This is a genomic window from Sulfitobacter sp. W027 (genome assembly GCF_025143985.1).
Lineage (GTDB): Bacteria > Pseudomonadota > Alphaproteobacteria > Rhodobacterales > Rhodobacteraceae > Sulfitobacter.
The window spans coordinates 1307349-1331636 of sequence record NZ_CP083564.1 but is presented as its reverse complement, the minus strand read 5'-3'; the positions used below and the strand labels follow the sequence as shown (position 1 = coordinate 1331636).

General features: G+C 57.8%; 18 protein-coding genes. 14 read left to right on the top strand and 4 right to left on the bottom strand.

From position 1 onward, the window contains the following. Positions 1-50 precede the first annotated feature (50 nt). A complete protein-coding gene (locus tag K3759_RS06555) occupies positions 51-890 on the top strand; it encodes a glycoside hydrolase family 113 (protein WP_259985131.1) in 840 nt (279 codons plus the stop codon). Positions 891-1440: 550 nt separating this feature from the next. On the opposite strand, the gene K3759_RS06550 is transcribed toward K3759_RS06555, so the two are convergent. Further along, positions 1441-1758 (bottom strand): cupin domain-containing protein, encoded by a 318-nt coding sequence (locus tag K3759_RS06550; protein WP_259985129.1) that lies wholly within the window; start codon positions 1756-1758, stop codon positions 1441-1443. 530 nt (positions 1759-2288) lie between these two features. Between K3759_RS06550 and K3759_RS06545 the strand changes: the two genes are divergently transcribed. Next, entirely contained in the window at positions 2289-3290 is a 1002-nt protein-coding gene (locus K3759_RS06545; protein ID WP_259985127.1) for an NAD-dependent epimerase/dehydratase family protein, read from the top strand. 22 nt (positions 3291-3312) lie between these two features. Here K3759_RS06545 and K3759_RS06540 read toward each other — a convergent pair whose 3' ends face one another. After that, a complete protein-coding gene (locus K3759_RS06540) occupies positions 3313-4167 on the bottom strand; it encodes a GNAT family N-acetyltransferase (RefSeq protein WP_259985125.1) in 855 nt (284 codons plus the stop codon). Positions 4168-4174: 7 nt separating this feature from the next. Further along, complete coding sequence (locus K3759_RS06535) at positions 4175-4933, bottom strand: polysaccharide deacetylase family protein (protein WP_259985123.1); 759 nt, start codon at positions 4931-4933, stop codon at positions 4175-4177. A 205-nt stretch (positions 4934-5138) separates the two neighbouring features. On the opposite strand from K3759_RS06535, the gene K3759_RS06530 reads away from it, so the two are divergent. The 4 genes from K3759_RS06530 to K3759_RS06515 are packed head-to-tail and all read left to right on the top strand — an operon-like array spanning position 5139 to position 10987. Then, complete coding sequence (locus K3759_RS06530; protein ID WP_259985120.1) at positions 5139-6908, top strand: ABC transporter ATP-binding protein; 1770 nt, start codon at positions 5139-5141, stop codon at positions 6906-6908. Beyond that, positions 6901-8811: an ABC transporter substrate-binding protein gene (locus tag K3759_RS06525; RefSeq protein ID WP_259985118.1), complete on the top strand. Its 1911-nt coding sequence runs from the start codon at positions 6901-6903 to the stop codon at positions 8809-8811. The genes K3759_RS06530 and K3759_RS06525 overlap by 8 nt, the downstream gene beginning before the upstream one ends. Next, positions 8808-9836, top strand: a complete 1029-nt coding sequence (locus K3759_RS06520; RefSeq protein WP_259985116.1) for an ABC transporter permease — start codon at positions 8808-8810, stop codon at positions 9834-9836. The genes K3759_RS06525 and K3759_RS06520 overlap by 4 nt, the downstream gene beginning before the upstream one ends. After that, on the top strand, positions 9833-10987 hold the full coding sequence (locus K3759_RS06515) for an ABC transporter permease (protein WP_259985114.1): 1155 nt from the start codon (positions 9833-9835) through the stop codon (positions 10985-10987). The genes K3759_RS06520 and K3759_RS06515 overlap by 4 nt, the downstream gene beginning before the upstream one ends. 26 nt (positions 10988-11013) lie before the next feature. Here K3759_RS06515 and K3759_RS06510 read toward each other — a convergent pair whose 3' ends face one another. Then, positions 11014-13389 (bottom strand): mechanosensitive ion channel family protein, encoded by a 2376-nt coding sequence (locus K3759_RS06510; RefSeq protein ID WP_259985112.1) that lies wholly within the window; start codon positions 13387-13389, stop codon positions 11014-11016. Positions 13390-13552: 163 nt separating this feature from the next. On the opposite strand from K3759_RS06510, the gene K3759_RS06505 reads away from it, so the two are divergent. The 8 genes from K3759_RS06505 to K3759_RS06470 all read left to right on the top strand — a co-directional run bounded on the left by K3759_RS06505 (position 13553) and on the right by K3759_RS06470 (position 24053). Continuing rightward, positions 13553-14833, top strand: coding sequence for a nucleotide sugar dehydrogenase (locus K3759_RS06505; RefSeq protein WP_259985110.1), 1281 nt, complete (start codon positions 13553-13555; stop codon positions 14831-14833). 11 nt (positions 14834-14844) lie between these two features. Beyond that, on the top strand, positions 14845-16068 hold the full coding sequence (locus K3759_RS06500; protein ID WP_259985108.1) for a glycosyltransferase family protein: 1224 nt from the start codon (positions 14845-14847) through the stop codon (positions 16066-16068). Beyond that, entirely contained in the window at positions 16065-17300 is a 1236-nt protein-coding gene (locus K3759_RS06495) for a glycosyltransferase family 4 protein (RefSeq protein ID WP_259985106.1), read from the top strand. Before K3759_RS06500 ends, K3759_RS06495 begins: the two co-directional genes overlap by 4 nt. Before the next feature lie 62 nt (positions 17301-17362). Beyond that, the gene (locus K3759_RS06490) at positions 17363-18373 is read left to right on the top strand and encodes a glycosyltransferase family 4 protein (RefSeq protein WP_259985105.1); all 1011 of its coding nucleotides are present in this window, start codon (positions 17363-17365) and stop codon (positions 18371-18373) included. Then, positions 18373-18957, top strand: coding sequence for a histidine phosphatase family protein (locus K3759_RS06485; protein WP_259985104.1), 585 nt, complete (start codon positions 18373-18375; stop codon positions 18955-18957). Before K3759_RS06490 ends, K3759_RS06485 begins: the two co-directional genes overlap by 1 nt. Beyond that, a complete protein-coding gene (locus tag K3759_RS06480) occupies positions 18954-20090 on the top strand; it encodes a glycosyltransferase family protein (protein WP_259985102.1) in 1137 nt (378 codons plus the stop codon). The genes K3759_RS06485 and K3759_RS06480 overlap by 4 nt, the downstream gene beginning before the upstream one ends. Beyond that, positions 20087-20821 (top strand): polysaccharide deacetylase family protein, encoded by a 735-nt coding sequence (locus K3759_RS06475; RefSeq protein ID WP_259985099.1) that lies wholly within the window; start codon positions 20087-20089, stop codon positions 20819-20821. The genes K3759_RS06480 and K3759_RS06475 overlap by 4 nt, the downstream gene beginning before the upstream one ends. Positions 20822-20948: 127 nt before the next feature. Beyond that, positions 20949-24053, top strand: a complete 3105-nt coding sequence (locus K3759_RS06470; RefSeq protein WP_259985097.1) for an ABC transporter transmembrane domain-containing protein — start codon at positions 20949-20951, stop codon at positions 24051-24053. Positions 24054-24288: the final 235 nt, after the last annotated feature.

Genomic DNA, 24288 nt, shown 5'->3' with positions numbered 1-24288 from the left:
CCCCGACCGCTCGCTTCGGAAGCAAGGCCGCCGAATTGAGTATCGCGCGGATGACGAAAACGGGTGCCACAGCCGCAGCGGTGGTTCCTTTCTTGTGGCAGCCTTCCGCCACCTCCCCCGCTATCGTGATGGGGGATGCACTGCCGCGCGACAGGATGGCAGCGGGGATTGCACAGCTTCATGCAGCCGGGCTTGCCGCTATCGTCAAACCGCATGTCTGGGTGCCCCAAAGCTGGGCAGGCGCGATTCAACCTGAGGCCAAAACGGAAGGTGATTGGCATACGGCCTATGAGAAGATCCTGCACGACATAGCGATGACGGCAGAGCGAAGCCGCGCCGAGGCGTTGGTCATCGGCACCGAATTGCGCGGCGTGTCAGGCTCCGACCGATGGGACCGCCTGATCGCCGGGCTACGCGACGTATTCAGCGGTCAAATCACCTATGTCGCCCATGGCGCGGCTGAGGCAGAAAAAGTCGGGTTCTGGGCCCAGTTGGATGCGGTTGCTGTATCGCTTTATCCCGTCCTAGGCGCTGCCGGAGCAGTCACCGACTGGGACCGCGCCATCGCTGAAGAATTGGACAGGGTTGAAGCGGTCGCGCAGAAATACGCCAAACCGGTCTGGATCGCAGAGATTGGTATTCGCTCCGCAGAAGGGGCAACCGTGCGGCCATGGGAAAGCGCCGAGGAACGCGCGGCTCAGAGTGATATGGCACTTCAGGCCGAGGTTCTGCGCCGCTGGCTGCAAGCGCTGCACGCGCGCCGCATTCAAGACGTTTGGATTTGGCGCTGGTTCACCGATCCCGACGGCGGCGGCGCGGAGGATACGGATTTTACCGTGCAGAATAAGGCCGCGGAGAGCGCTATTGCGGAGTTTTGGGGTGAGGTTTGATAACTATCCAGAAATACTTCATGCAAGTATTTGTTTAAGAATGCCTTCCAAAATCGAACGCCTGTGCTGGACAAGAACCCTACGGACTCCCTTGCCGATATGATGCTGAAAGAGGCAGTCTTTTCTTTTAAGTGAGGAGCACTCAGTATCCTCTACGCAGTCATTGAAAGCTCGCATTTGTGGAACGTGGCGAATTAAATACAAACGGTGCGGGGTTTCAGCGTGTCAACAGCATGACCTTGGGGTGGAGCTGTTGAGGCGAACCACGCGTAAGGTTTCGCTGTCTTTCGATGGCGCCGACTTCTACCCTACGCGCGCGAAATCTCGGCGCAGGCAGATGCCGCCAGGCTGCCCCCGGCGGGAGCGAAACCAGCGCAAACAAAGAGCCAACCCTTTTCTTTGCGTCCTTCAACCTAGCATATTCACCACGAACGCGAACCGACACCGTCATGGCAGTCTTGTCACGATCGCGCTTACTCGCCCGTGAACCCACCTGTGATTGCACATTCGCCCCAGTTAAACCGCGGCCTTCCTCATAAGTCTGGATCGACTAGCTGGAGGCCTCCTCCAGAAATTCAATCTCGATGAAGGCGAAGCTCCCATCGTTTCCGTTCAAAACATCATGCTCCACGCCCTGCATACGGAAATAGGGCACACCGACCCTTAATTCTGATCGGCTGATAGTACCGTCTGCCAAACGGATATCCAGCCCACCGTCCTGAATCGGCACGACAAGATAGTCATACTCATGCCGATGCCACCCGGTATTGTCACCGCGTCCGGAGAAACTCCAGCGCGTGACGCGGGTGCGGGAGTTGTCGATCAGGATGGTTGGAACTGCCGTGCCCTTTTTGACCGGATCGCACATCTTGGCCCCCTCTTCCGTTTAGAGTCGGAGCGGCCAGCGACGCCCCCGTTTCCGGGTGATGCTAGCCATTCGCAGGCGATCCGTCGAATGATTTGGCGATGCGCTGCGAACACGCAGTCGCACTGCAGCCCGCGAATGAAACTACAAAGGGCAGGGAAATCGCGGAGTGGGCTATGTTGTAAAGGACGGGGCGTGCAGAGAGCAGAACGCTGTCCCTTGGCGTGCGCCGAGCCATAGACGGTCGCCGCCGGAGCAAAGTACCTATGTTGATCGCGGGCGCGATCCAGTTCGGAACAAGCCCAAATGACATTGCAGGTTGGCTGTCTAAACGGGCAATATAAGGGTCCTGCCATGATAGTACCTTGTAACCCCATGCCGGTCCTGCGCCCGGTTGCCTTCCCTCTGCTCAGTAAGTACCAGCTATCAAAGCGCCCTGTTCTACCCCCGTGACACGGAAGTTCGTATTACGTCATGCAAGTGATCTACCTCTCACCCCAGAGCTTTCGAAAGTCAGAAGTGGAGTGTTTTGAATGAGAAACGCACTTGTCACCGGATCGTCCGGATTTATCGGATATTTCGTGTCTCTCGCGCTGCTGCGCGCGGGCTGGCGTGTGATCGGGCTCGACAGCCTGTCGGATTACTATGACGTTAATCTAAAGCTGAACCGTCAATCGCAGCTTTGCGAATATGCCCAATTCAGCGTGGTGAATGAAAAGCTGGAAACCCCGCAAGCTCTGATGACCCTGTTCAAAGAGCACCGCCCGGACGTTGTCATACATCTGGCCGCGCAGGCGGGCGTGCGCCATTCCATTGATGATCCGCGTGCCTATCTGAACGCCAATCTCATCGGCACCTTTGAATTGCTAGAAGCCGCCCGCGCCTTCCCGCCTGAGCATATGCTGCTGGCGTCGAGTTCGTCCATTTTTGGTGCCAATCGCCAGATGCCATACAAAGAGGCGGATAGGGTCGATACGCAGATGTCCTTCTATGCGGCGACCAAGAAGGCGACTGAAAATATGGCGCATTCCTATGCCCATCTTTACGCTCTGCCTACGACGATGTTTCGCTTTTTCACCGTCTACGGTCCTTGGGGCCGCCCGGATATGGCCTATTTCAAATTCACCAAGGCGATCCTAAATCGCGCGCCAATCGACGTTTACAATCATGGCAAGATGCAGCGCGATTTCACCTATGTCGACGATCTGGTCCGCGCGATCATGGGCCTGATCGATGTCCCCCCCGATCCGACCAGCCCGGTGCCGGGCGATAGTGTTTCACCTGTTGCTCCGTTTCGAACCGTTAACATCGGCAATGCCTCTCCGGTCTCCCTGATGGACTTCATTGCCGCGATTGAGACTGCCTGTGGGCAAGAGGCGATCAAGACATTCCACCCAATCCAACCCGGTGATGTGCCCGCCACATGGGCAGATACCACATTGCTGCAAACTTTGGTGGGCAAGCAACATTCCACGCCGGTCGGCGAAGGGTTGCAGCATTTCGTGGACTGGTACCGCGACTTCTACAAAGCGTGACCCGAGCGAAGGCTGTCGCGCATCAATGTATTTTGATATTAAGCAGCACGCATTCCGAATACAGCATATCGATCTCGGATGGGTCCAGAAGCCCGTGTTGGCAGTATCGGGGTGTCGCGAACGCCCTGACCTCATCGCAGACAATTCCATCCCGCGCGAAACGACGATCTAAAGAAAGAATCGCAGCTTCTGAAGGAAGGACCGAAGCCGCGATTTGCTTTGCATAGCGGGCAAAGAGCGGTTGATCCGCGAGATACATGATTTCATGGGTCACATAGTCGTCGTGCTTTTTCTGAGGGTAGATGACCATCGTGCAGAGCCCCTCAGGCGTTTCCACCGAAAGAAACCTAAGCCGCAGCCCCTGATGATCTTCGATAATACGACGGTCTTTTGCGGGCAGACGATCACCCAAAGACAAGGGGTCCTCATGGACGTCAAAGCCCGCATCTTTCGACGGATGCCAGACCAGCCGCTCGCGGTCCAACTCCCGCAGCCCCGCCTTCTCCAAGACATTGACCGCCGCCTTGGCACTGGAAAAGTTCGTCACCGTTACATCCGGGTCAAGGGTCGCCAAGGCGATCATCTTTTTGCCGACCCCCTGCCCCCGATAGTCTTTGAGCACATACCATGAGGTCATATCTGCCGTGGTTCTCGGCCCATTCGAGGTTTGACGCTCGGCATAGACCAGCCCCAAAACCCCGATCAGCTTGCTGTCATCGCGCACGGTGATGGCATAGCGCCCCTCGGGTCCGCACCATCTTCCGGCCAGCAAGGCGCGCCAGCTTTCAATGCCCCATTTCGCGCGGACAAAAACAGCGTTCATGAATTGGGCGACTTCCTCCCGTTCGGCGGGGGACGCATAGGCAATATCTAGCATATCAGACTCATTTTATCAGGCTGTCTAACGATATCCACCGTGTCGCTGCGTTATGCGTCAGCCGCGACATAAGCGCTTCCATGAAGCTCCATGTGTCTTCGTCAGTCTGCAGGTGATGGCTGACAAATCCGGTCGGCTCATGCTGATATGCCTCTTCCTGCCGACGCTTGCGCAGGTGGCGCACGCATTGTTCCAAAGTCTTCTCTACGCCTGCAAACTTTGCGCCTTCCTTCCAGCGGATAGGATCGATGTGACCGTTGAAATGCTGCAAGTCCGGAACGGGCTCAGGATGAGGACGTGCGTCAAACCCCGAAAACGCAGCGTATCCCCACCTTGGCAAGTAGGGCAATACCTTCTCGCCAATTCGGTTCCACGGCGGGACAAAGACAGGCAACAAGTTTGGCAAACGCGCCGATTGCATCCGCCGCCACCCTTCGCGAAGATCCTTTTCGATCAACGCCAGATCGCGCAACTTGCCCACTTCGGACGCGCGGGTGCCTTTGGGTTCGTGGTTTTTATGCGCATATCCATGTTGCAGCGTGTAAACCTGTGGCGAAGCCGATAGGCGATCGGCAAGTTTGACATCTATAGCGTGGGGGATGACCGCCAAATGCAACGGCGCGTCAAAGCGCTCTGACAGGGAGATCAGCCTGTCTAACGGATCGGTGCAGGCTTCCGTATCATCGTCGCGCCACCAGAATGTTGGCGTCTCACCCTGCGAGGACCATTTTCCGAGCTCTTCGCCTAATTCTGCCCAGGTCGCCAAGAGCTGCCCCCTTCAGGTGTAACTTCAGCGCCGATTGAACCATCCAAGCGCCTTAATGTACACTCACTTTTCCCCGCATTCCCTCTATGTTGCGGTCAACATTGAATAAAGTGCCCCTAACACAATCGCGGCACTGGACGCATCTTAGTAAATCGGCTTCACTCTTTTGCAGACCGCGCTCTCGCGGGTATGGAATGGGACACCGATGACACCTTTGTTGGAAGTTGACGGGCTGACGATCGGGTTTGGCAAAGCCGATCCGGTGGTGCGCGATGTTAGTTTTTCCATACGCTCGGGTGAGACGCTGGCATTGGTCGGCGAAAGCGGTTCTGGCAAAACCTTGACCTGTCGCAGCGTGCTGCGCATCCTCCCCGAAGCCGCTCAGATCCGAAGTGGCAGGATCGTCTTTGCCGGGGGCGACGGGCCAGTAGATATGCTGAGCCTGCGCGAACCAGAGATGCGCCAGATCAGGGGTGACCGCATCTCGATGATCTTCCAAGAGCCGATGCGCTCCCTTTCGCCACTGCACCGACTGGGCAACCAAGTGGCGGAGGTGCTGCGCCTGCACCGCTCCATGAGCCGGTCAGCGGCAAAGCGGACGGTGCTTCAGAAATTCGAACGCGTAGGGTTCATGGAACCTGAGCGGATTTGGCGCAGCTATCCCTTTGAATTATCTGGCGGGATGAGGCAACGCGCGATGATCGCGATGGCAATGGTGGCCAAGCCCAAACTGTTAATCGCGGACGAACCTACGACAGCGTTGGATGTGACAACGCAGGCGCAAGTGCTGGGGCTGATCAAGACCTTGCAAGCGGAAACCGGGATGGCGGTTATCCTTGTTACGCATGATCTGGGTGTCGTGGCGAACATGGCCCAGCATGTGGTTGTCATGAACGGCGGCCGCGTCATGGAAAGCGGCACCGCGCCGGAGGTTCTGGGCCATCCTGAACACGGCTACACGCGCAAGCTCTTTGCCGCCGCCACGATGATCCCCGAGGTCGCAGCACCTGCCCGCGAGGTCCCGCACAAAGACCTGATCCTTGAGATGCGGGGCGTCGACAAGACCTTCATTCTGCGCACCGGAGGCTGGCGCAAACCAAGCACCGTGGCCGCTTGCAAAGATGTCAATCTGCAAGTGGTAAGAGGCAAGACCCTTGCCGTGGTCGGCGAAAGCGGATCGGGCAAGACCACCTGTGCACATATGGCATTGGGCGCCGTGCTGCCTGATCCCGGCGGCGAGGTGCTGTTTTATTCCGAACCGGGTGCCCCAGCCCTGCCCGTTCACAGCATGTCGGCATCGCAACGCAGCGCCTTTCAACGACAAGCGCAGATGGTGTTCCAAGACCCATATTCCTCGCTTTCGCCAAGGATGCGTATTGGGGCGGCATTGACGGAACCACTGGAAATCCACGGCATCGGGTCGCGCGCCGAGCGGCGCGACAAGGCCGCCGCGATGCTGAAACTGGTCGGTCTCAACCCCGACATGATGACCCGCTATCCACATGCCTTTTCGGGCGGCCAGCGGCAACGTCTTTCGATTGCCCGTGCCTTAACGCTGGACCCCAAACTCCTGATCTGTGACGAGCCGACATCCGCCTTGGATGTTTCAGTGCAAGAGCAGATTTTGAGGTTGCTGGAAGAAATCCGTGATCGCGCCTCATTGAGTTATCTGTTCATCAGCCACGACCTAGCCGTGGTGGCGCGTATTGCTGACGAGGTTATCGTGATGCGGGCCGGCGTTATTGTCGAACAAGCCCCGCCCGAGACGCTGTTTTACGATCCTCGCCATCCCTATACCAAGGCGCTGATCGCCGCTCAGCCGGAACCGGATATCGCCAGACCTATTGATCTTGAACTGGTCGCCAAGGGGGCCGGTGCGCCATCAACTTGGCCAGAAATGTTCCGCATCGACGGCGGGGTTGCACCGGCTTTGCAAAATGTAGGCGACGGTCACATGGTCCGTTGTCATGTCTAAACTGCTCGCCCTGCTGCTGTGTCTGGCCACCCCAGCTTGGGCCATCCCAACATTGCAGGAAACCGCCTTTTGGGCTGCGAAGGTGGAGAAAGGCGATCTGCCGCCGATTGCCGAACGTCTGCCCGATGTGCCCTTGATCGTTGATCTTGAGACCAAAGGCCGCAGCTATGGTACCCAAGGCGGCACATTGCGCACCTTAGGGACGCGCTCCAAGGATGTGCGTCTGATGTCTGCCTATGGATATGCCCGGCTGGTTGGCTATACGTCGGATTACACACTCCTGCCCGATATCCTCCGCGATGTTGAAGTGTCGGAGAACCGCAAGTTCACATTGCATCTGCGCCCCGGTCACCGCTGGTCAGACGGGGAGCCCTTCACCTCGGAGGATTTCCGCTATTGGTGGGAGAATGTGGCACAGGACCCCGACATCACGCCCTCCGGCCCGCCGGACTTTATGTATGTTGATGGCGAGTTAGGCACGGTTGATTTCCCCGATGCCTATACCGTCGTTTTTGAGTGGCCCGCCGCCAACCCGAATTTCCTACCCCAATTGGCGCAGGCCAGCCCGCCGTTTATTTATCGGCCTGCGCATTACCTCAAGCAGTTTCATCAGCAGTTCACCGCCCCCGGTGCGCTTCATACCGCGATCATCAAGGCCCGCGTTAAGAGTTGGGCGGCGCTGCATAACAAACGCGACAATATGGGTAAGTTCGACAACCCGGAACAGCCGACCTTGCAACCTTGGGTCAATGTCAGCGAGACCGGCACCTCACGGCAACTGTTTGTCCGCAATCCATATTACCACCGCATCGATGCCCGAGGTGTACAACTGCCCTATATCGACAGGGTCGAGATGACGATCGCGACCGGCGGTCTTATCGCGGCAAAGGCCAATGCGGGCGAGACGGACCTTCAAGCGCGTGGCCTCGATTTTCCCGACATCTCGATCCTCAAAAAGGGCGAAGCGGATGGCGGCAACTATCGCACGCTGCTGTGGGAGAACGGGGCTGCAAGCCAGATCGCCATCTATCCCAACCTGAACTTTGCCGACCCGGTTTGGCGAGAGGTCATGCGCGATGTGCGCTTCCGCCGCGCGCTTAGCCACGGCGTTGACCGACATATGATCAATCGCGCGCTCTATTTTGGGCTGGCCAAAGAAGGCGGCATGACAGCACTTTCGCAAAGCCCCCTGTATGATCCCGACAACCTTTCTGCCTATTCAGAATATTCTCCGACCATAGCCAACGCCTTGCTGGATGAGATGGGCCTGACTGAGCGCACTCAGGCCGGAATCCGCAAACTGTCCGATGGCCGTCCTATGGAATTCGTGGTTGAAACAGCGGGCGAGCGGCAAGAGGTTGAAAACGCGCTTGCCATCCTGACCGACACGTGGCGCGAGTTGGGCATTAAGCTGGTTATGCGTCCGCTCGATCGCGACATTCTTCGGAACCGGGTTTACGCGGGCCTGAGCATGGCATCTGTGTGGTTCGGCTGGGACAACGGATTGCCCACGCCTCAAACCTCTCCGATGTATCTCGCGCCGACCAATCAGGAATTTTTCGCTTGGCCCATGTGGGGGCAATATTACCAATCCAAGGGCGAGTTGGGGGAGGAACCACAGGGCGCAGCGCCGAAAAGCCTACTGGCCTTGGCAGACCGCTGGAATCGCGCAGATGACGATCTCGCCCGCGCATCCCTGTGGCGCGAGATGCTGCGCATTCATGCTCAAGAGGTCTATGCCATCGGCCTTCTTTCAGAAGCGCCCCAACCTGTGGTCGTATCAAAGCGGTTGCGCAACGTTCCCGAACAAGGCGTTTGGGCCTATGAACCGGGTGCGCATTTCGGTGTTCACCGCATTGACGAGTTTTACTTTGGCGAACCGTCGGAGCAAGTTGTCCAATGATGTTCCTCCGCTACGCCGTCTACCGCTTTTTCACGATGTTGCTGACCCTGCTGGTCGTCTCGGTCCTCGTCTTTGTGATCATCAATTTACCGCCCGGTGATTACCTGTCCAACCAGATCGCCGAATTGCGCGCCACTGGTCAGGCTGAAGGCGTGGCAAAGGCCGAATTTCTACGCGCCGAATACGCGCTCGACCGGCCATTGTGGGAACAATATCTGATCTGGGTCGGCTTCGCCCCTGGACCGCAGGGTTTTTCCGGCCTCATTCAGGGTGATTTCGGTTGGTCGTTCGAATTTGACCGCCCCGTGGGTGAGATTGTGGGGGATGCCTTGTGGTTGACGGTATTGGTCAATCTTGCGGCTGTGCTTTTCGTCTATGCGGTGGCACTGCCCTTGGGTGTGCTTGCCGCCGCAAAATCTGAGACATGGGCCGATTATACGGCAGGTTTTGTTGGGTATCTGGGCCTTGCCACACCAAATTTCCTGTTGGCGCTGATCTTGTTCTACTACGGGCATAAATACCTCGACCTGCCGATTGGTGGGCTGATGGACCCGGCTTTTGAGGGCGCACCGATGTCATGGCCGAAGGTCAAGTCGATCCTATTACATATGATCGTCCCGACCTTTGTCATCGGCACCTCAGGGGCGGCTGCGATGATGCAGCGTCTGCGCGCCAATATGCTGGACGAATTAAGCAAACCCTATGTTGAAACCGCCAAAGCCAAGGGCATGGCGCCAACGCGGCTTTTGGTGAAATACCCGCTGCGCGTGGCGTTTAATCCTTTCGTCGCAGATATCGGAAACCTGTTGCCCGCGATGGTCTCAGGCTCGGTCTTGGTTTCTGTGGTGCTGGGTTTGCAGACGATCGGGCCCTATTTGCTGACAGCGCTGAAGTCGCAGGACCAGTTTCTGGCGGGTTTTGTGTTGATGTTCGTGGCCCTGCTGACACTGATCGGCACGATGATCTCTGACATGCTATTGGTGCTGCTCGACCCGCGAATCCGCTATGGAGGGCGCCGTACATGAGCACGCAGCCCTCCAACCGCTTTGTTGATACCGAGCCTTGGGTCGATACATCTGATTTCTCGGCACCCGAACGCAAGGAACTCGACGCGCCTGCGTGGCTGTTGATGTGGCGCAGTTTCCGCCGCCATAAGCTCGCGCTTGTCTCCGGCATCTTTCTGCTCTGCGCCTATCTGATGTTGCCCATCGCCGGTTTCATCGCGCCCTACACGCCAAACGAACGCAACCCAGATTATCTTTACGCCCCGCCGCAGAGCATCAACCTGTGGCACGAAGGTGCTTTTATCGGTCCTTTTGTCTATCCGATCACTGCTGAGGCCGATCTGGAAAACTATCGCTGGACCTATACCACCGATGAAACCCAGCCCCTGCCGCTCAAGCTCTTTTGCGAAGGGCAAAGCTACAAGCTCTTTGGGTTGATCCCATCAGATACGCATCTTTTCTGCCCTCCTGATGGCGCGAGCTTGTTCCTATGGGGGTCTGACCGCTTGGGCCGCGATGTGTTCAGCCGCATTCTATACGGCGCACAATTGTCTTTGACGGTGGGGCTGATCGGCATCTCCGTGTCCTTCGCGCTTGGCATTACATTCGGGGCAATGGCGGGCTATTTCGGTGGCAAGACGGATTGGATCCTCAACCGCATCATCGAAATTCTGCGCAGCCTGCCCGAATTGCCGCTTTGGCTCGCGCTCTCGGCTGCGGTGCCTTCAAGCTGGGGTCCGGTGGCCGTTTTCTTTATCATATCAATCATTCTGGGCATCCTCGATTGGCCGGGCCTTGCGCGATCAGTGCGGGCAAAATTCCTGTCCCTGCGCGAAGAGGAATATGTAAAGGCCGCCGAGATGATGGGGGCCAAACCGGGGCGTGTCATTCGCCGCCATTTGCTACCAAACTTCATGTCCCACTTAATTGCCAGTGCGACGCTATCGATACCTGCGATGATCCTTGGTGAAACGGCGCTTAGCTATCTTGGGCTGGGCCTGCGCGCGCCTGCGGTAAGCTGGGGAGTCATGTTGAACGACGCTCAGAACCTCGCCAGCATTGAGATCTACTGGTGGACGGCAATTCCGATGCTGCCGATCATCGTGGTGGTCTTGGCATTCAATTTTCTTGGCGATGGGCTGCGTGCCTCTTTGGACCCTTACAAAAGTTGATCCGAGGACCGGCATTCGGAACCGCTTCAGCGATCATCGCCGCCGTTGTTGTCCTGACCGTCACCTTCCAGCAAGTCCTCCTCAAGCGAGGCGTGGGCTGCCGCCGCGATCTTATGCTTTTGTGCATCCGTAAGATCGTCTGCCTGCGCATCGGCCAGCCGCACCGTCACCTCGCGATGCGCAAATTTGATGCCTTCACGCTCAAACAGGTTGCGAATTTCCTGATAGACCTTCTTGCGCACCAGCCACTGGTCCCCCGGCTTGGTCATGAATTTCACCCGGATGATCATCGCACTGTCTTGCATCTCAATCACACCTTGCGATTTCAAAGGCAGGATGAAAGCTTCTCCGATTTCTGGATCAGTCAGAAGGTCTTGCCCTAACTTCTTAATCAGCTTGCGGACCTGCTCCACATCGGTGTCATAGGTCACCCGCAATGGCAGCTTCATCATCACCCAGTCGCGGGAGTAGTTGGTGATCACCTGCAATTCGCCAAAGGGGATGGTGTGCAAAGCGCCTAAGTGATGACGAAGCTGGAAAGAGCGCACCGAGATTTTCTCAACCGTGCCTTTGACATTGCCAACGTCGAGATACTCACCCTTCCTGAAAGCATCATCAAAGAGGAAAAACGCCCCGGCAAACACATCCCGTACCAGCGCTTGACTGCCGAAACCGATGGCAATGCCAATAATCCCGGCACCGGCAAACAATGGGCCTACATTGACGCCGATCTCCATAAGGACAATCAGCAGGATAGAGACAACTACAAGGATCAGCGTGAAGTTACGAAACAACGGCAGCAGGGTCGCAAGTCTGCTGGCGCTGGAGCCTCCGCCTTCGTCGCCGGGTTCGACCTCTTCATCATCGGTTGTCTCCTCCGCGATCTTGCTGTCAATCCAGATGCGAAAGGCGTGATAAATTACATAGCCGATAAAAATGACGACCAAGATGTCCAAGACCTGACTGGCAAAGCTCTCGATCATTTCTGCGCCGTCGTTATCCCAAATATAGAAAAACGCATAGGTGCCAGCGACAAAGGACAATATGCCCGATACCCGGCGTGCCAGTTCTTCAAATGTGTTCAATGACCGTTGCGGCATCACGTCAGTTGCCAATACCGTATCGTCAATCTCTGCCGATTGATCACCCTCAGGGTCTTGGCCCGATGCATCGGTCGCGCTTTGCGCTTCCCTTTCGGCGTTGAGCAGCCGCAGTCTGCGGGTTCTGGTAAAGCTGCGTTCAATCCCGAAGTTTATCAGCCCATAGACCACGATGATCGTGAGCAGAATTCCATAGGCGCCTGCGATCAAGGGGACCGAGCTGGGCTTGCCTAGAACGAGGTCAATCGTCAGTTCGACCCAAGCAAAAATCACATAGATAAAAACGGCAGGCACCCATGCACGCGATAAAAAGCGTACGGTGGTCGACGTCTCCTCTGGCGGTTTGCCATGACGCAGCGCGTGGCTGATGGCACGGCGGTTAACCAGCACCAGCAGAATGTTCAGCAGCACTAAAATAGCGGACATAACCGAGGCAAAAAACGCATAGGCATCATAGTTCAGCCCCAGTTCTGCAATCCAGAAACCGAACAAGATGGCACAGACTTCGCAGGACGCCAGAAACCAGAGCCAAAAGTGCAACTGTTTGGCGTCCCGATCGCTGAACGGTGGAATGCGGTACTGCGAAAGAAAAGGGGACAGGATCATGCGCCACAGGATGGCGACTACGCGGCAGGTGAAATAGCCGATATTGATCAGGGAAACCGTGAATTGCATCGCTGTGTCAGTCAACGGGCCGAAGATTGAGGCGCCAAGCACATAGGCCACCGCCATTGACACAACCACGCCCCCCAGACCGACGACAAAGCGAAGCGCAAGAAAGGGGATTTTTTCGGAATAGCCTTCGGGGTTCTTGCTGATACGCTTGGCGATCAGCCTTTTCATCAAGTATTTGCCGTAAACCTCTTTTTCTACAATAGCGCCCACACCGAACATCAGCAGACTTAGCACCAGCGCCATCCCAAAGGCCCGCAAGGTTCCGTCCGGGCTAGAGGCGCGTAGAATGTAGAGGACTTCATTAAACGCCACGGGGAGTGTCACCACCCGCTCGACAAGAGCATCACGGAATTTTGAGACACGGCCTTGCAGGTCTAGCATAGATGACGGACTGCCATTCTCGGTCAATTCCGTATCCGGGGCGGGCGTGTCGCTCGAAGTCGGAGCAATACCGTCGGGATTGGCGTCAAGGTCAGTCGAGCCGCGCCGGTCAGCATCCGGATCCTCGGTTGCTTCTACAGGGTTCGTTCCGGGAAACAGCGAGCCGAGGCCTTGCGACTGGCCGGCGTCCGGGAGGATCGAAAGCAGTGCGAAACACAGAAGGCTAATGAGGAATATGGCGCGCATGTGGTCCCCAATAAATTAACCTAATTCGCTTTAAGGCTATGCCAGCAATCGTCCTATTGCAATTCTGCAGGTGTCAAACTATCTGGAACGCGCGCGGCAACCCACCTTTTGTCCGTGACACACTGCGCGCGGCCCGGACTGACACAATCCCAAGGATATACCGTTGCCCCGCGATGCTACTGACACTCGAATTGCTGTTCTGGGCCTTGGCTATGTCGGTCTGCCGCTGGCGCTGGCGCTGGCCAGAAACGGGTTCGATGTCATTGGCTTTGATACGAGCACCGCAACGGTCACTGCCTTGTGCGAAGGCCGTGATCCCAATGACGAAGTATCGGACGACGCCGTCGCGACAAGTTCCGCGACTTACACCCACGCGGCCTCTGATCTTGCGGGATGCAGCGTTTTCATCATTGCCGTCCCGACCCCGATCACCGACGCCAAGGCTCCGGACCTCAACCCCATCCTGAACGCCTGCGCTGCCATTGCCCCCCATCTGACCGATGGTGCTTTGGTGATTTTGGAAAGCACGGTCTATCCTGGTGTTACCGAGGAGGTTTGCGGGCCAGCCCTTGCCGCTGGCAGCGGGCTGGAAACCGGACGCCAGATCAAACTGGCCTATAGCCCCGAACGGGTAAACCCCGGCGATGCCGAACATTCGATGGAGAATGTCGTCAAGATTATCGCCGCCCAGGATGCTGAAACGCTTGCCCGTGTTGAAGCGATCTATGCGCCGGTGGTCAAAGCCGGGCTTCACCGCGCGTCCTCTATTGCGACTGCGGAAGCGGCCAAGGTCATCGAAAACACCCAACGCGATCTGAACATCGCGCTGGTCAATGAATTCTCGCTGATCTTTTCGCGGCTTGGCCTTGATACATTAGAGGTGCTTGAGGCGGCAGGCACCAAGTGGAATTTCCTCCCCTTCCGCCCCGGTCTGGTAGGGGGGCACTGCATCGGGGTCGATCCCTATTACCTGACCTACCGTGCCGAGCAGATGGGCTATCACCCGCAAGTTATCCTCGCAGGCCGACGTATCAACGATCAGATGGGCGCCCATGTGGCGCAGATGCTTGTGAAAGCGATGCTGAGCCGCGATATCGGCGTGCGCGGGGCGCGGGTTTTGGTCTTGGGCTATACCTTTAAGGAAAACTGCGCTGACACCCGCAACACGAAGGTGGCCGATATCGTGTCCGAGCTTGCCGCCTATTCCGTGGACGTCGATGTGCATGATCCTTGGGTGGGGGCAGACAGGTTAACATCTGAACACTGTGTCAACGGCATAGAAACACCCGAAGACGGCGTTTACGATGCTGTGGTCGTGGCAGTGGGGCAAAAGGAATTTGTCGAGATGGGCAGCGATGCTCTGCGCAATCTGGGGAAACCCGGAGCGGTATTGTTTGACATTAAGGGTATTTTCGGAAAATCCGGTAGTGACTTGCGGCTTTAGAGGCGGTGGATATGGACGAACGCGCGGAGCAAGAAGCTGCCCAACAACACCGTAAGGACATGCCGCCGCTCCGGATCATGTTCTACAGCCACGACACTTTCGGATTAGGCCACTTGCGGCGTTCACGTACTTTGGCCACGGCGCTTACCCAAACCGACCCCCAGACATCTGCCATTATCCTCACCGGTTCGCCGGTTGCAGGGCGCTTTACGTTTCCCGAGCGTGTCGATCACATCCGACTGCCAGGCGTGACGAAACTTTCCGATGGCAGCTATATCAGCCAGACCCTTGGCGCTGGTATCGAGGATACAACCTCCCTTCGCGCGGGTCTGATCCAAGCCGCGATAGAACGCTACGAACCTGACCTGCTGGTGGTTGACAAGGAGCCGACAGGGTTTCGCGGGGAGTTGCTCCCCTCTTTGCGCTGGCTGCGCGAGCGCGGGCATACCCGCACCGTACTTGGTCTGCGGGACGTGCTGGATGAGCCAACCGCCCTCGCGTCCGAATGGGAGCGCAAAGGCGCCACGCGCGCTGCCGAGGAGCTCTATGACGAGATCTGGGTATACGGCATGCGCGAGATGTACGACCCGACCAAAGGCTTGCCCCTTTCCCAAGACGCGCGTTCAAGAATGCATTGGACCGGATATCTGCGCCGCGAGTTCGCAGTTGATGTCGACGTGCCCGACAGCCCCTATATCCTGATTACGCCCGGCGGCGGCGGCGATGGCGCGGCTATGGTGTCACTTGTCCTGTCTGCCTATGAGGAAGACCCGACATTAGAGCCGAAGGCGGTACTGGTCTACGGGCCTTTCCTCTCGGGCGAGCTGCGCGACCGCTTTGAAGCGCGGGTGGCCAAACTGAATGGGCGGGTCACAGCAACCGGTTTTGACAGGCACATCGAAGCGCTCTTTGTTGGTGCAGAGGGCGTGATTAGCATGGGCGGCTACAACACCTTTTGCGAGGTGCTGTCCTTTGACAAACGCGCCGTTATCGTTCCGCGCACCACCCCCCGTCTGGAACAATGGCTTCGCGCCAGCCGGGCCGAGGAAATGGGCTTGGTGCGCATGTTAGAAGAAACCCGTGACGGTATGACCACCCGGGCGATGATCGACGCTATCCGCAATCTGCCGCAGCAGAACAAACCTTCTGAGGCGGGTGCGAATGATCTGCTGGGCGGGCTTGATACCGTAATCGCACGGGTCGATGCGCTGATGAATAACATGGGACCACAATGACCAAACCCCGCCTTGCCGTCGTCGTAAAGGGATGGCCCCGCCTTTCGGAAACCTTCATCGCGCAGGAACTCGTGGCGCTGGAGGAAGCGGGTCTTGATCTAGATATCTGGTCACTTCGCCACCCCACCGACACCAAGACCCATCCGCTGCACGCCAGATTGCAAGCGCCGGTGCGCTATCTGCCAGAATACCTCAGGGATGAGCCGCGCCGGGTCGCAGAGGCTATGGGCGCGGCGGCCTCATTGCCCGGTTTCGACGCTGCCGCCGAGGCCTACGCCCGCGATCTGGCCCGCGACGACACGCCGAACCGACGGCGGCGGTGGGGGCAGGCCTGTGTCATGGCCCGTGAAATGGCGCAGGATGCCGGCGGGCTCTATGCCCATTTTCTGCATACGCCCGCTTCCGTTGCGCGCTATGTCGCGATTATGCGGGGCCTGCCGTGGTCCTTTTCGGCCCACGCCAAGGACATCTGGACGTCACCTGACTGGGAACTGCGCGAAAAGCTTTCGCCAGATCACCACGGCGCGACCTTTGGCGCGACCTGCACCGGTTTCGGCGCAAAGCACCTCCAAGGCCTGGCCGACAGCGCAAAGCGCGTCAGCCTCGTTTATCACGGCTTGGACCTTTCCCGCTTCCCTGCCCCGCCAGATCGCGCTGCGCGTATCAATGGTACCCCGCTCAAAATCATGTCGGTCGGACGGCTGGTGGAGAAGAAGGGCTTTGACAACCTGATTGATGCGCTGGCACTGCTCCCCAAAAGCCTTGATTGGCACTGGACCCACATCGGCGGAGGCACGTTGGATGCAAAAATGCGTCGGCGCGCTGCCGACCGGGGCATCGCAGACCGTATCATTTGGCGGGGCGCTTGCGACCAGTTGGAGGTGATCGAGGCGATGCGCGGCAGTGATCTCTTCGTCCTGCCCTCGCGTATTGCGGATGACGGGGATCGAGATGGCCTACCGAATGTCCTGATGGAAGCCGCGAGCCAGAAGCTGCCCATTCTAAGCACGCCGGTGTCTGCCATTCCGGAGTTTATCGAGAACGGCAAGCACGGTTTACTTCGCAGCGACGACCCCAAGGTGCTTGCACAAACCATCGCAGAGTTCGCCGCGGACCCGTCGCTTGGCCCCCGTCTGGCCGACGCCGCGCATGAGCGTCTGATCCAAGATTTCACCATGGCGCCCGGCATCGCACAGCTCCACCACCGCCTGCATGCGATGCTTGAGGCATGACCCTCGCCTTTTACGCCCCCATGAAACCCCCAGATCATCCGGTACCATCGGGGGATCGCTCAATGGCCCGCGCATTGATACAAGCACTGGAAACGGCGGGGCATACAGTCACGCTTGCCAGTAAGTTGCGCAGTCGCGATGGCGCAGGAAATGCCGCGCAGCAACGGGATTTCATCGCAAAGGCTCATGCCGCCCTGCCCGACCTGATCTCGCGCGGGCGTGCTGAGGGCTGGCGTGCTTGGGTGACATACCACAACTACTACAAAGCCCCTGATTTGATCGGCGCTTCGGTCGCGCAGGCACTCGGCATACCCTATTTGCTTATTGAAGCGACACGCGCGGCCAAGCGTTTAACCGGGCAGTGGGCGCAATATGCCAGCGCCGCCGAAGAGGCCTGCGATCTGGCCGACGTCATCTTCTACCTTACCAGCCGAGATGAAACCGCCCTGCGCAGAGACGCGCCACCAGCACAGACCCTCCTCTACCTGCCGCCCTTTCTGAACAGCAACACCCTGCCCGCTGAAACTTTTGCCCCAGGTGGGCCGATCTTGAGCGTGGGTATGATGCGCAAGGGCGATAAACTGGCATCCTACCGCATCATTGCCGAAACACTTGCGCTGCTGCCAAAGGATACATGGCGACTTGAGATTGCGGGGGATGGCCCTGCGGAGGGCGAAGTCAGGGCGCTGATGGCCCCCTTCGGCGACAACGTTGAGTTTCTGGGCAATTTAGGTGCTCCAGACCTCAACGCGGCCTATGCCCGTGCGGCGATGATGTTCTGGCCGGGCGTGAACGAAGCCTTTGGGCTCGTCTATCTAGAGGCGCAGGCTGCCGGGCTGCCGATAGTGGCCCAGAACCGACCGGGTGTACGAGAAGTGTTGTCCCCCGGACCATATCCATCGGTAGAAGCCGGTCCCGCCGCGCTCGCCAAGGAACTATCACGGCTGTTAGGCGATCCAGAAGCGCGGCGTACCAAAGGACGGGCGGCGCGTGAGTATGTCGCTGAAAACCACCTGTTGCCCGCCGCCGTCACAACCCTGCGACGGGGTCTTGTCAGCGTAGGTGTCCACTGATGCCCCGTCTGGCCCTTTTGCGCCACGGCCACACCGCGTGGAACCGGGAGGGGCGGATACAGGGGCGCACAGATGTGCCGTTGGACGGTGCCGCGCGGGCGCAATTGCAGCAGTTGCACCTGCCCGCCCCTTGGGATCGTGCCCCGATCTGGTCCAGCCCCCTCTCACGTGCTTCGGAAACCGCCGAGATTGTGAGTGGCCGCCTTCCTGCGACGGACGCCGCACTTCTCGAGATGGATTTTGGACATTGGGAAGGCAGCCGGGGCCAAGACCTTTTTGCGGACGGCTCTTCGGGTTTTCGTCACATCGAAGATTGGGGCTGGGCGTTTTGCCCGCCGGGGGGCGAAAGCCTCATCGCAGTGAAAAACCGCCTGAACCAATGGGTCGAGCGGCTGACGACAGATGCAGTCGCGGTCTGTCACATCGGGGTAATGCGGGTGTTGATGGCGCAGGCGACGGGCTGGGACTTCGCCAGCCCCCCGCCTTTTCAGATCAAGCGCAATCGACTTTATGTCATTGAGATAAAGCAAGACGGCTGGCGGCTAGAGCCCGGTTTTATACGTTTGGTGGAGCGTTGCTCATGAAGGTAATGATCGTCGTCACCCATCTTTTAGGCTCGGGCCATCTGGCACGCGCTTTGATCCTGGCCCGAGCGTTTCAGCATGCGGGCCATCGCGCGACTGTGGTGTCGGGCGGCATGCCGGTGCCGGTGCTGGACCGTGGCGATGTCCCATTGGCGCAACTCCCGCCTTTGCGCTCGGATGGTGTGAACTTCGCCCAGTTGCTGGACGATAGTGGCGCACTGGTTGAGCAAAAGACGCTAAACGCCCGCAAAGCTCTGCTTCTGCATCGGTTCGATGAAATACGGCCCGATGTGTTGATAACTGAACTTTACCCTTTCGGACGCCGTGTCCTTCGGGACGAGTTTACCGCTGTGTTAATGGCCGCAGATAAGCTGGCCGACCGTCCGCTGATCTGCGCCTCTGTGCGCGACATTCTTGCACCGCCCTCCTCGCCGCAAAAGGCCGATAAAACCCATAGTGTGCTGGCGCGCTACTACGACGCGGTTCTGGTTCACGCCGACCCGCAAGTCATGCCGCTCGACGCGTCTTGGCCGGTTCCTGACGGGCTTCGGTCAAAGTTGCACTACACAGGGTTTATGGCCCCGGCTGATACAACACCACCCCACCAAACGGCTGGCGAAGGCGAGATTATCGTCAGCGCAGGGGGCGGTGATGTCGGGGCGCAGATTTTCGATACAGCATTGCGCGCTGCGCAGTCTGACGCGCGGGTATGGCGGGTGTTGATTGGTGGCGCACAGGCCGACCAACGTATTGCCCAATTGCGCGCAAACGCCCCCGCCAATGTCATCGTCGAAGCAACGCGGCCCGATTTTCGGGCGCTGCTACATCGCGCTGCGGCCTCCGTTTCGATGTGCGGATACAACACCGCGATCGACGTCTTGCAGGCAGGCTGTAGGTCCGTTTTCATTCCTTTCGATGCGGGGGCCGAGGTTGAGCAAACCATCAGGGCGACCGCGCTTGCCAAGTTGCCGGGCATCGAAGTTTTGCGCAGCGCCGACCTCACGCCGGATAGCCTCCTGAGCGCTCTTCGCGTCTTGGAACATTCGCCCGACCGCGCGCCAGCAACCGACGGCTTTGACGGGGCGCGGGAGACGGTTCGACATGTGGCCTCGCTACGAGAGCAGTCACCATGATAGTTGACTGGTCCCCTTTGCGCGCAGAGTTATCGCGCCACCGGACAGAGGGGCTGAGCCTGCCGATTTGGTGGCGCGACGACGATGCGACCGCGCCCACGCCCGCGCTGCACCGATTGCTGGGTATGAGCGCAGAGCTTGACCTGCCCGTCCATATTGCCGTGATCCCCAATGGAGCTACGCCCGAGCTTGCCGAAATTGCCGCTGCCACGCCTTTGATGGTGCCGGTCGTCCACGGCTGGGCGCATGAAAACCTAGCCCCCTCAGGTGCCAAGAAGGCCGAGTTTGGTCATCCCCATGCGGATGCAGGCGCCAAAACCGAGGCCGCATTGGCACGTATGCGCCAGCTTTTCGGTCCTGATATGCTGGCGATGTTCGTCCCACCTTGGAACCGGATTGATGCAACTGTAACGTCGGGCCTTGCCGCGCAAGGCTATGTCGCCCTCTCGACCTTTACGCCCCGCAAGTGCGAACGCTGCGCGGGGCTGGCGCAGATCAACACGCATGTCGACCCCATCGCATGGCGTTCGGGCGGCGGATTGGTCTCCCCTGAGGCGCTTATCGCCAAGACCGTCACGCTTTTGCAGGACCGGCGCGAAGGCCGCGCCGACTGCACCGAACCCTTGGGATTTCTCACGCACCATCTGGTTCACGACGAAGCGATCTGGGACTTTTCGCGGGGGTTCTTGGCCGAACTGCTCGACGGCGGGGCCAAACCCAGTCACTTCTAGGTGAACCACTTGACCTGCCTTGGATTTTCGTAGCTAAGGCCTTTTTCCAAGCGCTTGACCAATCGGCCATGCCTTGCGCCGAAAAAATCGCTATACATCTTTGACCTTCGAATAACGGATGGCCTTAATGGACAAGAGCCTCTTTCAGTTCATCTGGAAAAACTCAAAGCGGGATCAGTTCCTGTTGCTTGCCATCACCCTACTGACGTTCCCCTTGCTTTATATCTCTCTGGAGTTGCCCAAGCGCATTATCAACGATGCGATTGGCGGCACCGGCGCGGATATCGAAGTGCTGGGTTTTACTCTGAGCCAAGTGGATTTCCTCATGGTTCTCTGTCTGGCCTTCCTATCGTCCGTGCTGGCGAACGGGTTGCTGAAAATGCGCCTCAACACAATGAAGGGCGTGCTGGCCGAGCGGTTGCTGCGGCGGTTCCGGTTTCAGCTTTTGTCGCGGATGCTGATGTTTCCCCGCCCCTTCTTTCGCTCAACCAGCCAAGGCGAGCTGGTGTCGATGGTCACTTCCGAGGCCGAGCCGATGGGCGGGTTGATGGGCGATATGCTGTCGCAGCCTGTGTTTCAAATCGGGCAGATGCTCACGATTTTGGTGTTCCTCTTTGCCCAAAGCGTTTGGTTTGGGCTGGTGTCCATCGCGCTCATTCCCTTGCAGGCATGGATCATCCCAAAGTTGCAGCGCCAAGTCAGCTTGCTGAACAAAGAGCGCATTCAAGAGGTGCGCAAACTGGCCGGCGAGATTGGTGAGACCGCGGCAGGTGTCAGTGACATCCGCAGAAATGGCGGCGCCCGCCACAGGATGTCCCTCTTCTCCATGCGCCTTGGGTTTTTGTTCAGCATCCGTCTGGAGCTATACAAGAAAAAATATTTCATGAAGTTTCTCAACAACTTCATCAATCAGTTGACCCCATTCTTCTTTTACTCGGTCGGGGGGTATCTGGCGATCACCGGGGACATCACCGTCGGCGCGCTTGTCGCGGCACTGGCAGCTTACAAAGACCTGTCATCACCTTGGAAAGAGGTTCTCGCCTATTACAACCAAACCCAAGATATGTCCCTGAGATGGGAAGTCGTCACCGAAAAATTTGCGCAGAATTCTCTCGTCGACGAAGCGCTGTTTGAGGGTACACCTGACACGATCCCGCAACTGGATGGCGATATTGAGCTGCGCGATGTCACGGTGCTGAATGAAAACGGCTTTCCTGTTCTCGAAGACATTAACCTTGTCATGCCCAGAGGGGCACGTATCGCAATCAAGACCCGGAATGAGACCGCAGCACTCGCGCTTGCGGATGTGCTAACCCGCGAAGTCATCCCCTCGCGCGGTGAGGTGCTGATCGCCGGGCACCCGCTGAATGAATTGCACCAGACCGTCATTGCCAACAAGATCGGCTATGCAAGTTCAACGCCCTATATCTTTCAGGGGACCATCGGCGAAAACCTTTTGATGCCGTTCAAAAACAAGCCGGTTGCCGTCGACGCCCTGCTCGATGAAGTGGCACTTTGGCAGGCGGAAGCCGCGCTTACAGGTAACAGCACCGACCCCTTTGACACCGACTGGATCGAACCCGGTTTCGCCGGTTTGAAAAGTTCGGACGAAATCCGCGATTGGTGGTTTCGCTTGGTCGAGGCGATGGGCATTGATGATTTCATGGTGCGGCGGGCCTTGAGCTTTTGCATCGACCCGACTTCACAACGGGAGTTGGCAGAAGCTATCGTTCGGCTCCGCCCGGTGATCGCCGAACGGCTGGCTGAGGCCGGGCTGAACGACATCGTACATAGCTTTGACCCTGCCAAATTCAGCCCGGTATCGCCCTTGGGCACGAACCTTCTCTACGCTTTGCCGACCCGGAAGCTGCCGCAGGAGTCCTTGGCTCAGGAAGAAAAGTTCATTACGATCCTGCGTGCACATGGCCTCGTCGAAGAATTGGCTCAAATTTCCGCCGGCGTGATCGAAGGGCTGACCGCGACCTTTGGGAAAGAGGATCTGAACCACCCGCTGTTCCGGCGTCTTAACCTGTCAGAGGAGCTGTATCTTCGTCTGGGCGAGATCGCAGCAAAGCGACGCGAGGTCGGCGACGCCGGGCTGCCCCCAGCAGACTTTGCCCTGTTGCTGACCGTCCCCTTCGCATTCTCCGCCGAGCAGATTGGCCCCACCTTCCGCGATGTTTTCAGAGAGCGGATTCTCGATATCCGTCGCGAAAGCGCCGCGCAGATGGTCGCTGAACTCGATGGGCTGTTTGAGACAATCGATCCGGCAAAATACTTCCCGGTAATGACTGTTTTGGGCAATGCGATATTTGGACGGATTTCAAGTCTGGCCGGTGCGCAGGAAAAGCAAGTTGAAGACATCGTTGTCGAGGTGTTGAGCGAACACGGTCTGCGGGGTTTGATCGCGCAAAGCATATTTGATCTGCCTACGACCCAAGGCGGCGAAAACCTCCCCTCTATGTTCCGCGAGCGGCTTTCTTTCAGCCGTGCCGGGATCAAGAAACCGGATGTCCTGATCCTACAAAATGCGATGGCCAATCACGATAGTGACATGCGTTCCAGAATGCGGGAGCGGATCAGTGAACTGCTCCCTGACGCCACCAAGATTTTTATTGAGAAGAAGTTCTCCAACCCCGAGTACTACGATCTCTTCGTTGAAATCCAAGACGGTCGCATAGACGGCGAGGCGCCAGAGGACGAAACGCTAGACGAGGATGCACGCCGGGATTTGAACCGCAAGCTACGCATCGTCGCCGAAGCTGACCTCTTCCAAGGGTTGGACCGCAAGCAGCAACGCCTCTTGGCGTTCAGCGCACAATGGTATGAAGCAAAGGCCGGGCAGGTGATCTTCAAGTCCCAGCAAAAGGCCGACGCTGCCTATCTGTGTGTTTCGGGGCTGGCGGGGATGTATTTGTCAGAATCCGAAACATCCAACATCCTTTTGTCTACAATTGAACCCGGTCGTCTGATTGGCGATCTTGCCGTTATCATGAACGAAGACCGGACCATGCATCTGGTCGCTATCGAAGACAGTAAGTTTTTGCGCATCGGCGGGCGGGAGTTGTTGGCGGTGATCGAAAACGACGCGGCGGTGGCGACGAGCCTGTTGCGTGCCGTTGCCGGCCACCTTATGGGCGCTGAACAGATATTGCGAAAAACCCGGTTATACGCTGTTGAACAAGGGGTGGATCTCACAGAACTGGATGCACGGACGCTGGAGCGGCGATGATTTCGCCTTGGTCCGTTCGATGGCTTGTGAGAAATGCTAGCTGTCTTGGAAACCATTCAGAACTGTGCCCTAAGTACAGATGAACTACTCCGACAGTTGGCGTGGTCAAGCAATGCAGCATTTCAGTATTCATCCGAACCGTCACAGAACAAGTGCTGTGATCTTAATACGTTAGGACCAGTTTCAAGGGGACTGGATGACGGTGGCCGACGACAAACCCTAGTCTGAGACCTTT

Excerpts from the sequence above, each read along its gene's own strand:
- K3759_RS06555 (WP_259985131.1), top strand. The coding sequence starts at position 51 with ATGACGAAAACGGGTGCCACAGCCGCAGCGGTGGTTCCTTTCTTGTGG.
- K3759_RS06550 (WP_259985129.1), bottom strand. The coding sequence starts at position 1,758 with ATGTGCGATCCGGTCAAAAAGGGCACGGCAGTTCCAACCATCCTGATC.
- K3759_RS06545 (WP_259985127.1), top strand. The coding sequence starts at position 2,289 with ATGAGAAACGCACTTGTCACCGGATCGTCCGGATTTATCGGATATTTC.
- K3759_RS06540 (WP_259985125.1), bottom strand. The coding sequence starts at position 4,167 with ATGCTAGATATTGCCTATGCGTCCCCCGCCGAACGGGAGGAAGTCGCC.
- K3759_RS06530 (WP_259985120.1), top strand. The coding sequence starts at position 5,139 with ATGACACCTTTGTTGGAAGTTGACGGGCTGACGATCGGGTTTGGCAAA.
- K3759_RS06525 (WP_259985118.1), top strand. The coding sequence starts at position 6,901 with ATGTCTAAACTGCTCGCCCTGCTGCTGTGTCTGGCCACCCCAGCTTGG.
- K3759_RS06520 (WP_259985116.1), top strand. The coding sequence starts at position 8,808 with ATGATGTTCCTCCGCTACGCCGTCTACCGCTTTTTCACGATGTTGCTG.
- K3759_RS06515 (WP_259985114.1), top strand. The coding sequence starts at position 9,833 with ATGAGCACGCAGCCCTCCAACCGCTTTGTTGATACCGAGCCTTGGGTC.
- K3759_RS06510 (WP_259985112.1), bottom strand. The coding sequence starts at position 13,389 with ATGCGCGCCATATTCCTCATTAGCCTTCTGTGTTTCGCACTGCTTTCG.
- K3759_RS06500 (WP_259985108.1), top strand. The coding sequence starts at position 14,845 with ATGGACGAACGCGCGGAGCAAGAAGCTGCCCAACAACACCGTAAGGAC.
- K3759_RS06495 (WP_259985106.1), top strand. The coding sequence starts at position 16,065 with ATGACCAAACCCCGCCTTGCCGTCGTCGTAAAGGGATGGCCCCGCCTT.
- K3759_RS06490 (WP_259985105.1), top strand. The coding sequence starts at position 17,363 with ATGGCCCGCGCATTGATACAAGCACTGGAAACGGCGGGGCATACAGTC.
- K3759_RS06485 (WP_259985104.1), top strand. The coding sequence starts at position 18,373 with ATGCCCCGTCTGGCCCTTTTGCGCCACGGCCACACCGCGTGGAACCGG.
- K3759_RS06480 (WP_259985102.1), top strand. The coding sequence starts at position 18,954 with ATGAAGGTAATGATCGTCGTCACCCATCTTTTAGGCTCGGGCCATCTG.
- K3759_RS06475 (WP_259985099.1), top strand. The coding sequence starts at position 20,087 with ATGATAGTTGACTGGTCCCCTTTGCGCGCAGAGTTATCGCGCCACCGG.
- K3759_RS06470 (WP_259985097.1), top strand. The coding sequence starts at position 20,949 with ATGGACAAGAGCCTCTTTCAGTTCATCTGGAAAAACTCAAAGCGGGAT.